We start from the raw sequence: 10,375 nt of genomic DNA, 5'->3' as shown, positions 1-10,375 counted from the left end.
CACCATCCGCGGTGACGATCATCCACCGGTCACTCGTGCTGATGGGTGCGGCACGGTCCCCCTGCGCGCCCATCCCCACATTGTTCGACCAACCACGAGGAGGATGGTCGGTGAGCGAACAGGCAATCCACCATCACGACGTCGTCAGCCTGAGGGACCGCCGCACCGCACCCCACGCCCTGGACGTGGCGGTGTTCCACGAGGACGCGATCATCCGTTGCGGACTCCAGACGTTGTTGCACTCCCTGCCGGCCGTCGGCGCGGTCCAGGTGCTCGACGACCCCCGTTCCGTCCGTGAGGTCCTGACGCGATGTCGGCCCGACATCGTGGTTCTGCCGGCCACGTTCGAGGCCGGTCCGCTGCAGGAAGTACTGGACACCGTCCGCCTCGTCGGGGCCAAGGTCCTGCTGATGCTCCCGAACGCCGTCCGCGAGTGCGTGCAGCGCGCCAGCCGTCTGAACGTGGACGGCTTCCTGCTGGAGAGCGGCCTCACCGAGGAGTCGCTCACCCACGCCGTCCAGGCGGTGGCGTGCGGCGAGATGCCCGTACCGCCGAGCCTGGTACGGGAGTTGATGTCGGAGGTGAAGTCGGGTGGGCGCCGGGACCGCGGGCCGCAGCTCACCCCCCGTGAGGAGGCGGTGCTGACGCTGCTGGTGCACGGCATGAGCAACAAGCAGATAGCGCACCGGCTCGGCATCTCGGAGAACGGCACGAAGCGGCACGTGTCCAACGTCCTGGCGAAGCTGAACTGCCCCAACCGGACGGTGGCCGCGGTGATCGCCGTCAAGGAGGGACTGATCCCCGCCCCCGCGCCCTCGGCCGTGCTGTGAGGCGCCCGGTCCCCGACCGAGCACCCCGGACGGGCCCCCCGGTCTCGCGCCCGGCCGGGGATAGTGTGCCCGGACCCGCCCTCCCTAGCGTGAACGACGGCCACCGGCCTCCCCCGTCGTCGAGTGAAGGATGGGCCGTCTGATGTCGTGGAGCACCCGACCGGGACCCGCCGAAAGGGCGGCGGGCCCGAACTCACCGCCGCGCGAGGTCGATGTCCGGACGTTCCGGGACCTCATGAGCGGCTTTCCCAGCGGCGTCGCCGTGATCACGACGGTCGACGACGAGGGCGCCCCGCGCGGCATGACGTGCACGTCCCTGTGCAGCGTGGGGCTGCGGCCGCCGAGCCTGCTGGTGTGCCTGGACAACCGGAGCGGCACCCTGCGGGCGGCCGTGTCGCGGGGCGCCTTCGCGGTGAACCTGCTGCACACCGCGGGGCGCCGGGCCGCGGCCGGGTTCAGCACGCCGGGGCCGGGCCGGTTCGGCGAGTTCGACTGGGAGCCCGTCGAGCCGCACGGACTGCCCCGCCTCGTGTCGGACGCCCATGCGACGGCCGTGTGCCGGGTCCTGCGCACGGTGCCGGGAGGTGATCACACCGTCGTCCTCGGAGCGGTCGAGCACGTCGTCACCGGGGACGGCCCGCGCCCGCTGCTGTACGGCCAGCGGCGCTACGCCACCTGGCCCTCGGCGTAGGGCGGCGGCGCACCGGGCGGAACGACCGTCGGGGCCGGACCTGTGAGGGGTCCGGCCCCGACGGCGTTGGGGAGGCGGGGGGTGGTTCAGCCGTGCAGGTGGGCCAAGTACTCGTACTGGCTGGGCAGTTCCGCGGTCAGTCGTTCGGCCTCCCGGCGGACCTCCGCGAACCGGGCCCGCGCGGCCGCCGGGTCCAGCAGGTCGAGGGCCGGATGCGCCCGCCGCGGCGCGCGTCCGAGGCCGGTCAGCATCACGTTGTACGAGTACGACTCGAAGCCGTGGTAGTACGGGTACACGCTGCTCTCGGACGGCAGCCTGGCCTCCCACAGCCCGAGCCGCTCGGCCATCCCCCCGGGCAACTCCCGTTCGTCGGTGGCCTTCCAGTAGGGCGTGTCGTTGCGCGTGGCCGCCTTGTAGTGCAGCACCAGGAACTCCCGCACGCCGTCGAGGCAGCGGGCGACACTCTCGTTGTAGCCGCGGGCGAGCGCCGGGTCGTGGCTCCGCTCGGGCCAGTGCCGCACCAGCTGCTCGATGCCGTGCTGGATGAAGAAGATGCCCGTCGACTCCAGCGGCTCGACGAATCCGCTCGACAGCCCGACGGCCACGCAATTGTGCACCCAGGAACGGCGGTTGCGGCCGATGCGCATGCGGATGTGGTTGGCCTCGGCGTCCGCCGCGCGCGGTCCCACGAACGAGCGCAGCTCCGCCTCCGCCTCCTCCGGCGTGCAGAACTGCGACGAGTAGACGTAGCCGGTGCCGATGCGCCCGAACAGCGGAATGGTCCAGATCCACCCGTTGTCCCTGGCGCTGGCGGTCGTGTACGGCGAGAGGCCGTCCCGCTCGGTGTCCACGGGCACGCGCAGGGCCACCGCCCGGTCGTTGGGCAGGACGTTCTCGAACGACTCGAAGGGCTCGTCCAGCGTCTTGTTGATGAGCAGGCCGCGGAAGCCCGTGCAGTCGACGAACAGGTCGCCGGCCAGTGCGCCGTGCTCCCTGGTGACGATCTCGGCGATGCCGCCCCGCTCGTCGCGGCGCACGTCCACGACGTCGTCGAGGACGCGGCGCACGCCCTGGCGCGTGCCGTGCTCGGCGAGGAACTCCGCGAGGAGGGCGGCGTCGAAGTGGTAGGCGTAGGGGAACTGGGTGTCCTGCTGGAACATCGTGGTGCGGCGGGGTCGGTCGCCCCCGTCGTGCAGCGAGTGGTGGAACAGGGTGCCGTCCAGCCGCTTCGGCGCGCGCTTGGCCTCGCACAGCGCCGGGAGCACGTAACAGGACTCGTCGAGGCGCCTGTCGTGCGGTCCGAGCTTCAGCCACCAGTCGGCGAGCGTGAAGCCGTCGACCGTGCGCAGGCGCTCGAAGGGGTGGTAGAAGTGCTCGCCCCGCCCGCGCCAGTTCTCGAAGCGGATGGCCAGCTTGTACGTGGCGTTGCAGGACGGCATCCACTCCTCCTCGGCGAGGCCGAGGTAGTCGAAGAAGTGCCGCACGGTACTGAAGGTCGCCTCGCCGACGCCGATCGTGGCCACGTTCGCCGACTCGACGAGCGTGACGTCCAGCCGGTCCTTGAACGTCGCCTTGAGGTAGGTGGCGGTCATCCAGCCCGCCGTGCCGCCACCGACGATCACCACATGGCCGATCATGCGTTGTGTCCTCCTTCGTAGAACGCCGGGCATCCGCCGGCGGGGGTGCGCGACGGGTGACCCGCGGGGTGGGCGCCGTCCACCGCGCCGGGCAGGTGGTCGCGCGCCGCCCACAGGTAGGGGAAGAAGCGGTGGGCGAGCGTCCGTTCGAGGTGGGAGATGTCGGTGCCGCCGGTGCCCCGGGTGGCCCCGCCGATCACGCGGCGCACCAGGGTGACGTGCTCGGTACGCCAGCGCAGCCACAACTCGTCGTAGTCCAGGAGCAGTTCGCTCAGCAGATACAGGGCGCCGCCGGCGCGCGGCGGCAGGTACAGCCGTGTCCAGTCGGTCAGGCCGTCCCGGTGGGCCGCGTCCCGGTGCGCCTCGGCGACGCTGCGCCGGGACAGCGCGTCGGCGACCGGCGCGGGCAGGGTGCCGCCGTGCGCGGCGCGGACCGTCCGCAGGTAGCGCTCGTCGCGCAGCCCGGAGGTCACCTCCAGCTCGCGGAACTGCACCGACTGCAGTCCGCTCGCGCCGTCCAGCCGGCCGCGGAACGCGTGGAAGGCGCCGGGCGGGAGGTCCCGCAGGCTGCGGAGCTGGGTCAGCAGGATGCCCATGATGTCGTTGATCCGCCGCAGCCGCGTGCAGCTCTCGGCCGTCCGGTCCTCGTCCAGCAGCCGGACCAGCGCGCGCAGATCGTCGGCGAGCAGCCGGAACCACAGCTCCATCGCCTGGTGGACGATGATGAAGTGCACCTCGTCCGGCTCGTCGCTGAGCGGCTGCTGGAGCCGCAGCAGTTCGGGGACGCGCAGATAGCGCTCGTAGGTCAAGGGCCGGTCCGCGGCGGCGAGCGGGGCGCCGTCGGGCCGGGCGGTGGCGGTGGATTCGGCGGCGGTGGACTTCATCCGCGCCCGCCCGTTCCGGCCCGCGTCCGGTCGCGCCGCGCGGTGACCGGCCCCGGCGGCCGTCGGCTCGCCGCGCGCGGGTCGGGCCGGAGCCGCGTGGCCGGCCGCGGGTACGGGCGGGTGGTCAGCTGTGCGCCGTCGGGCACGGGGCCCCCTTCGGGTGTCGGTCGGTCCCGGGCACGGGAGTGGATCCGAGCCTCCCGGTTCCGCGCCCGCGGCGGCAGCTCCGGTCGAGGTACCTGATCGGGCCCGCCGACGGCGCGCGTCGAGCGGCACGGATGGTGCGGGCTCGGGAGCCCGACGGGGAGGGGCCGGGTGTGGCCGCGGTGTGCACCGGACGGGGTCCGCGCCGACCGGCCACCCGGCCCACGGGCATGACGAAAAGGCCGTTCGGCGCACTCGGGCGAGTGCGCCGCCGGCCCCGTGACGGCTGCTCCGCGGTCCCCTGCGGAGCAGCCGCCGACACCGTGGTCAACGGTGCACAGACACGATTGCATCGTTGCAATGACTCCGTAAAGAGGGCCGCCGCACTTCCTGCGGGCGGCTTCGCCCGAACCGCGACGAAACCTGACAGTGCGTCAAGCGCCGGATGCGCGTGACCCTTTGCGGCGCGGGGCGGGCTGCGGCAGAGTCTGTCCGCACCGGAGGCCCCGGGGGCCGAGGGCCAGGAGCCGCGCCCCACTCGCACACACGGCCACCACACGCCCCTCACACCTCAATCCGGCGCCGCACACCCCCTCCGACCTGCCCGGACGCGGTTTTCACCCGACATGCCCGGCCGGCACCGGGCCTCGACAGCGGAACGTAACGCTTGATACATCTAGGCACACCGCCACCCCGGATGTAACGTCGTCCCCCGTCAAGCGGCGGACGCCCCGGCCGTCGCCCGCTCGTCGAGAAGGACCCGACCGTGATCCCCACCTCCTCGAAACGCCCCACCGCTGCGGCCCTGACCTGCGTGTCCGCGCTGTTCACCGTCTCCGCCTGCTCCGCCGGCGCCGCCGGTTCCGGCACCGCCGTGAGCGACAGGGCCACCGTCGCCGGCGCCGTCGTGAAGCGGGACGCCGCCCTGCACGATCTGCTCCCCGACGCGATCAAGGAGTCGGGCACCGTCCGGGTGGCCACCGACGTGCCCTATCCGCCGTTCGAGATGTTCACGTCCGCGGGCGGCAAGGAGATGACGGGCCTGGACTACGACCTCGGGCAGGCCCTCGGCGCGAAGCTCGGGGTGCGGTTCGCCTTCTCCGCGCAGAAGTTCGACGGCATCGTGCCGGCCCTCCAGGCGGGCAAGTTCGACGTGGCCATGTCCGCGATCACGGACAACAAGGACCGGCAGCGCGTCGTCGACTTCGTCGACTACACCCGGTCCGGGTCCGCCGTCCTGGTCGCCGAGGGCAACCCGGAGAAGATCCGCGACCTGGACGACCTGTGCGGCCGCAAGGTCGGCGTCCAGGCAGCCACCAACCAGCTGAAACTGCTCACCGCGCGCCAGGCGGCCTGCGCCGACTCGGGGCGCGGGAGGATGGACATCCAGACCTTCCCCAAGGACTCCGACGCCCAACTGGCGCTGCGCTCCGGCAAGGTCGTCGCCGACGTGCTGACCAAGCCCGCCGCCGGCTGGACCGCCAAGACCGCCGACGGCGGCAAGGCCTTCGACCTCGTCGAGGACCCGAAGGCGCCCGGCGGCTACCACGCCTCCCCGAACGGCATAGCCGTCAGCAAGAAGCTCCCCGAACTCACCACCGCGATCCAGAAGGCCCTCCAGGCGCTCATGGACGACGGCACGCTCACCAAGATCTGCGACAAGTACGGGGTCGGCTCGATCGCGCTGACCAAGGCGACCCGGAACGCGGCGGTGGACTGATGCCGACGAGCACCCGCCCCGTGCCCGGCACGGCGCCGACGCGGAAGACCGCACCGGACCTCGAGATCGTCCCCGTACGGCACTACGGCCGCTGGGCCGCCGCGGCGGCGTCGGCCGTCGCCCTCGTCGGTCTCGTCGGCTCCCTGGCACGCAACGACAACGTCCACTGGGACGTGGTCCGCCAGTACCTGTTCGCCGGCCTCGTCTTCGACGGCATGGTCACCACCCTGTGGCTGACGGCCGCCTCCATGGTCCTGGGTCTCGCCCTCGGCACGGTGATCGCCGTCATGCGGCTGTCCGCCAACCCGGTGCTGTACGCGCTGTCGTCGCTGTTCGTGTGGTTCTTCCGCGGCACCCCGCTGCTGGTGCAGATCATCTTCTGGGGATACGCCGCCGCCCTCTACAAGTACGTGGAGATCGGCATCCCCTTCACCGACATCACGTTCGTCCGCGCCGAGACCAACTCCCTGCTCACGCCGTCGGTCGCGGCCCTGCTCGCCCTGGGGCTCAACGAGGCGGCCTACTCGAGCGAGATCGTGCGGGCCGGCATCCAGTCCGTCGACACCGGGCAGACCGAGGCCGCCCACTCACTGGGCATGCGTCCACTGCTCACCATGCGACGGATCGTGCTGCCGCAGGCCATGCGGGTCATCGTCCCGCCGATGGGCAACGAGACCATCAACATGCTGAAGATGACCGCGCTGGTCTCGGTGATCGCCGCGCACGACCTGATGTCCAACATCCAGGCCGTCTACGCGCAGAACTACCAGGTGATCCCGCTGCTCGTGGTCGCCGCCATCTGGTACCTGGCGCTGGTCAGCGTGCTCAGCGTCCCGCAGGCCTGGCTGGAGCGCCGCTACGGCCGGGGCGCCGCCACGGGCAGCCGCACCTCCCCGCTGCGTCGCGTGTTCCTCGGCGCGACCGCGGCACTTCGCAGGAAGGAGACGGACCGATGAGCGCCGCCATGGTCCACGCCGAGGGCGTACGCAAGCGTTTCGGCAGGCTGGACGTGCTCAAGGGCATCGACCTGACCGTGGAACGGGGGCAGGTCTGCTGCCTGCTCGGCCCGTCCGGGTCGGGCAAGTCGACCTTCCTGCGCTGCATCAACCACCTGGAGAAGGTGGACGGCGGGCGACTGTCGGTCGACGGGCAGCTCGTCGGCCACCGGCAGGACGGCAACCGGCTCCACGAGCTGCGCGAGCGGGAGGTCGCCGAGCGCCGCCGGGACATCGGCATGGTGTTCCAGCGCTTCAACCTCTTCCCCCACATGACGGCCCTGGAGAACGTTGTCGAGGCGCCGGTCCGGGTGGCGGGCGTCAGCCGTGCCGCGGCGCGGCGGGAGGGCCTCGGGCTGCTCGACCGGGTCGGGCTCGGCGACCGCGCCGACCACTACCCGGCGCAGCTGTCCGGCGGGCAGCAGCAGCGCGTCGCGATCGCGCGCGCCCTGGCGATGAGGCCGAAGCTGATGCTGTTCGACGAGCCCACCTCCGCGCTCGACCCCGAACTGGTCGGCGACGTGCTGGGGGTGATGCGGCAGCTCGCGGCCGACGGCATGACCATGGTGGTGGTGACGCACGAGATCGGTTTCGCCCGGGAGGTCGCGGACACCGCCGTGTTCATGGACGGCGGGACGGTCGTCGAGGCGGGGAAGCCGTCGAAGGTCCTGGTCGAGCCCGAGCAGGAGCGCACCCGTGCCTTCCTGTCCAAGGTCCTGTGAGGGCGGCGGCACGCCGGCGGCCCGGTGCGTCCGCGCTGCTGGCACTCGCCCGGGACCGTGGCACGCGGTTCCTCGACGACCTGGCCGAGCTGGTCGGCATCGACTCCGGCTCGTACAGCCCGGACGGGGTGAACCGGGTCGCGGACCGGTTCGAGCACCGGCTGCGCGGCCTGGGGTTCACGGTGGACCGGATCCCGCTGCCGCCTGGTGCCGACGGGCAGCGGTTCGGGGACGCGTTGGTGGCCCGCAAGGCGGGCACCCTGTCCGCCGCCCAGGGCGGGCGCCGGGTCCTGCTCGCCGCCCACATGGACACGGTCTTCGAGGACGGCACGGCACGGCAGCGTCCGTTCACGGTGCGCGGCGGATTCGCCCACGGCCCGGGGGTGTGCGACGACAAGGGCGGTCTGGCGGCCGGGCTGGCCGCGCTCGACGTCCTCACGGCGGCGGGTGCGGACACGTACCGGGAACTGGTCTTCCTCGCCACGCCGGACGAGGAGATCGGCTCGCCGGCCAGCCGGCCCGTGACCGAGCGGGTCGCGCGGGAGAGCGACGTGGCGCTCGCCCTGGAGTGCGCGCGGGAGAACGGCGATCTGGTCGTGGCCCGCAAGGGGGTGGCCGACTTCCGCATCACCGTCACCGGGGCGGCGGCGCACGCCGGGATCGAACCCGAGCGGGGCGCCAACGCGGCGCTGGCCGCGGCCCACCTGGTCGTCGCGCTGCAAGGGCTCAACGGGCGCTGGGACGGGGTGACGGTCAACGTGGGTGTGATCCGCGCGGGCACGCGGGCCAACATCGTGTGCCCGGAGGCGGAACTGCGCGTCGAGGTCCGCTCGGCGACGGCGGCGGGCATCCACGCCGCGCGGACGGCCATCGAGGCGGCGGCGTCCCGGCAGGAGGTGCCCGGGACGAGCGCGCACGTAGACCAGCTGGACTTCTGCGCCCCCATGGAGCGGACGCCGGCGGCGCGCGAACTGCTGGCCACCGCCCGCGGACTGGGCGAGGAGCTCGGCATCGACGTACGGGCCACCGCCACGGGCGGCGTCGGCGACGCCAACCTCATCGCCGGTGTCGGCACGCCGGTCCTGGACGGTCTCGGCCCGGTCGGCGGCGCGGACCACACGCCGCAGGAGTGGCTCGACTTGGCCAGTGTGCACGCGCGGGTCGCGCTGCTCGCGTCGCTGATCGCCACGGTGGGCGGCGGCCGTGCCTGACGTCGGCGAACCCCCCGGTCGGTGTGTCGCCCCGGACGGACGACACACTGTGCCGCAACGTTAGGCTCGACACTGTCGGGACGCTCTTCACCTGCTTTGCGGGAGCGTGCGGGAAGGAAACAGTCAGCATGGCCACTGGCGTACTGGCGGACGAGATCCGCCACAAGCTGGGTGAACTCAGTCCCGCCGAGCGCAAGGTCGGGCGTGTGCTGCTGGCCGCCTACCCGTCCGCCGGGTTCGAGACGGTGGCCGCCATAGCCGAGCGGGCCGGGGTCAGCGCGCCCACCGTGCTGCGGTTCGTGTCCCGGTTCGGCTTCCGCGGCTTCCCCGACTTCCAGGCGGCGCTGCGCGCGGAGCTGGAGGAGCGCAACGCCTCGCCCCTCTCCCTCTACGAGGCACCGGCGTACGGGCGCCCCGTCGAGGAGGGCGCCGACGACGCGAGCCTGCTGGACCGGGTGCGCAAGGTCTTCCCCGCCGAGGTGGCCACGATGCTGGCCGAACTGCCGCCGCACGACCTGGACCACGCCGTCCGGCTCCTCGCCGACCCCAAGCTCCGCGTCACCCTGGCCGGCGGCCGCTTCACGCACCTGCTGGCGCAGTACCTCGGCCTGCACCTGATGCAACTGCGCGAGGACGTCCGCTTCCTCCCGGACCGGGACGTGGAACGCACGGCGACACTCAGCTCGCTGCGCCGCCGCGACGTCCTCGTCCTGTTCGACTACCGGCGCTACGAGCAGGACAAGGTGGCGATGGCCGCCCTGGTCCGCGAACGGGGCGGCAAGGTCCTCCTGTTCACGGACACCTGGCTGTCCCCCGTCACGAGCCGGGCCGACGTCGTCCTCCCCTGCCGCGTGACGGCCCCCTCCCCCTACGACAGCCTCGTCCCGACCCTCGCCGTGATCGAAACGGTGGTGGCCGGAGTCATCGAAACCCTGGGAGAAGCGGCCCACGACCACCTCCGCCGAGGAGAGGACGTGGCCCAGCACATCGGCTTGCTGTGACCCGCGGGGTCCCGGACGTGGCGCGCGCGGCGCTCGGAACCCCTGGTGATCAGTAGGACTTGGTGCGGTCGAAGTCGGTGATGTTGATCTTCACGTCCGGGGTCTTGAGAGTGGTGGGCATCTCGCCCGTGGTCGTCTGCCCGGGCTGCACGTCGGTCACGAACTCGGAGGAGTTGTACACCCGCTTGCCGTCGGGAGCGATCGCTTCCCACTCCCAGGTGTAGTTCGACTTCTCCGAACTCTGGTTCTTGATCGTCCACGTGACCCAGACGTTCTCGAATCCCGCCTGGGAACGATCGTCGATCTTGAAGCTGAGGAGATCCTTGCGCTCGTCGGCCGCGGGCTCTTCCCGTCCGCCTTGCGGCTCCTCCTGCTGCTGCTCCTGCTCCGTCCGCTGCTCCCGGGTCTGGGTTTCCTCAGGGGAAGCCGGAGAGGGCTCGTCGTCCTCAGTGGTGCAGCCACCGAGCGTCAGGCTGCCGACGGCGAACGCCGCCGCGAGGACCGCTGCTCTACCACGATGTTTCATGATGTACCTCTTTG

Annotated in this window: 10 protein-coding genes; 7 read left to right on the top strand and 3 right to left on the bottom strand. The window is 72.1% G+C overall.

All coding sequences use genetic code 11. The features are described 5' to 3' along the window. Positions 1 to 110 precede the first annotated feature (110 nt). Together ACZ7D7_RS10030 and ACZ7D7_RS10025 are read left to right on the top strand one after the other, a co-directional pair. The gene (locus ACZ7D7_RS10030; RefSeq protein ID WP_470823510.1) at positions 111 to 830 is read left to right on the top strand and encodes a LuxR C-terminal-related transcriptional regulator; all 720 of its coding nucleotides are present in this window, start codon (positions 111 to 113) and stop codon (positions 828 to 830) included. A 235-nt stretch (positions 831 to 1,065) separates the two neighbouring features. Continuing rightward, on the top strand, positions 1,066 to 1,521 hold the full coding sequence (locus ACZ7D7_RS10025; protein WP_470823508.1) for a flavin reductase family protein: 456 nt from the start codon (positions 1,066 to 1,068) through the stop codon (positions 1,519 to 1,521). Positions 1,522 to 1,607: 86 nt separating this feature from the next. On the opposite strand, the gene ACZ7D7_RS10020 is transcribed toward ACZ7D7_RS10025, so the two are convergent. Continuing rightward, positions 1,608 to 3,158: a tryptophan halogenase family protein gene (locus ACZ7D7_RS10020; RefSeq protein ID WP_470823507.1), complete on the bottom strand. Its 1,551-nt coding sequence runs from the start codon at positions 3,156 to 3,158 to the stop codon at positions 1,608 to 1,610. Then, positions 3,155 to 4,042, bottom strand: coding sequence for a tryptophan 2,3-dioxygenase family protein (locus tag ACZ7D7_RS10015; protein ID WP_470823505.1), 888 nt, complete (start codon positions 4,040 to 4,042; stop codon positions 3,155 to 3,157). Before ACZ7D7_RS10015 ends, ACZ7D7_RS10020 begins: the two co-directional genes overlap by 4 nt. Positions 4,043 to 4,952: 910 nt before the next feature. On the opposite strand from ACZ7D7_RS10015, the gene ACZ7D7_RS10010 reads away from it, so the two are divergent. The 5 genes from ACZ7D7_RS10010 to ACZ7D7_RS09990 all read left to right on the top strand — a co-directional run bounded on the left by ACZ7D7_RS10010 (position 4,953) and on the right by ACZ7D7_RS09990 (position 9,835). Further along, a complete protein-coding gene (locus tag ACZ7D7_RS10010; RefSeq protein ID WP_470823504.1) occupies positions 4,953 to 5,906 on the top strand; it encodes an ABC transporter substrate-binding protein in 954 nt (317 codons plus the stop codon). Next, the gene (locus ACZ7D7_RS10005; protein ID WP_470823503.1) at positions 5,906 to 6,862 is read left to right on the top strand and encodes an amino acid ABC transporter permease; all 957 of its coding nucleotides are present in this window, start codon (positions 5,906 to 5,908) and stop codon (positions 6,860 to 6,862) included. Before ACZ7D7_RS10010 ends, ACZ7D7_RS10005 begins: the two co-directional genes overlap by 1 nt. Continuing rightward, positions 6,859 to 7,623, top strand: coding sequence for an amino acid ABC transporter ATP-binding protein (locus tag ACZ7D7_RS10000; protein WP_470823502.1), 765 nt, complete (start codon positions 6,859 to 6,861; stop codon positions 7,621 to 7,623). Before ACZ7D7_RS10005 ends, ACZ7D7_RS10000 begins: the two co-directional genes overlap by 4 nt. Next, entirely contained in the window at positions 7,620 to 8,834 is a 1,215-nt protein-coding gene (locus ACZ7D7_RS09995; protein ID WP_470823501.1) for a M20/M25/M40 family metallo-hydrolase, read from the top strand. The genes ACZ7D7_RS10000 and ACZ7D7_RS09995 overlap by 4 nt, the downstream gene beginning before the upstream one ends. A gap of 128 nt (positions 8,835 to 8,962) precedes the next feature. Then, positions 8,963 to 9,835, top strand: coding sequence for a MurR/RpiR family transcriptional regulator (locus ACZ7D7_RS09990; RefSeq protein ID WP_470823500.1), 873 nt, complete (start codon positions 8,963 to 8,965; stop codon positions 9,833 to 9,835). 49 nt (positions 9,836 to 9,884) lie between these two features. Here ACZ7D7_RS09990 and ACZ7D7_RS09985 read toward each other — a convergent pair whose 3' ends face one another. Next, complete coding sequence (locus ACZ7D7_RS09985; protein ID WP_470823499.1) at positions 9,885 to 10,361, bottom strand: hypothetical protein; 477 nt, start codon at positions 10,359 to 10,361, stop codon at positions 9,885 to 9,887. Between the last annotated feature and the right edge of the window lie 14 nt (positions 10,362 to 10,375).

The organism is Streptomyces sp. NPDC037054, assembly GCF_055606745.1.
Note: the sequence above shows the minus strand (reverse complement) of the source record. Positions and strands in the feature narration are given on the sequence as shown.

What these genes read in the sequence shown, in the direction of transcription:
- ACZ7D7_RS10000 (WP_470823502.1), top strand. Translation starts at nt 6,859, where the DNA reads ATGAGCGCCGCCATGGTCCACGCCGAGGGCGTACGCAAGCGTTTCGGC.
- ACZ7D7_RS10020 (WP_470823507.1), bottom strand. Translation starts at nt 3,158, where the DNA reads ATGATCGGCCATGTGGTGATCGTCGGTGGCGGCACGGCGGGCTGGATG.
- ACZ7D7_RS10005 (WP_470823503.1), top strand. Translation starts at nt 5,906, where the DNA reads ATGCCGACGAGCACCCGCCCCGTGCCCGGCACGGCGCCGACGCGGAAG.
- ACZ7D7_RS10015 (WP_470823505.1), bottom strand. Translation starts at nt 4,042, where the DNA reads ATGAAGTCCACCGCCGCCGAATCCACCGCCACCGCCCGGCCCGACGGC.
- ACZ7D7_RS09990 (WP_470823500.1), top strand. Translation starts at nt 8,963, where the DNA reads ATGGCCACTGGCGTACTGGCGGACGAGATCCGCCACAAGCTGGGTGAA.
- ACZ7D7_RS10025 (WP_470823508.1), top strand. Translation starts at nt 1,066, where the DNA reads ATGAGCGGCTTTCCCAGCGGCGTCGCCGTGATCACGACGGTCGACGAC.
- ACZ7D7_RS09985 (WP_470823499.1), bottom strand. Translation starts at nt 10,361, where the DNA reads ATGAAACATCGTGGTAGAGCAGCGGTCCTCGCGGCGGCGTTCGCCGTC.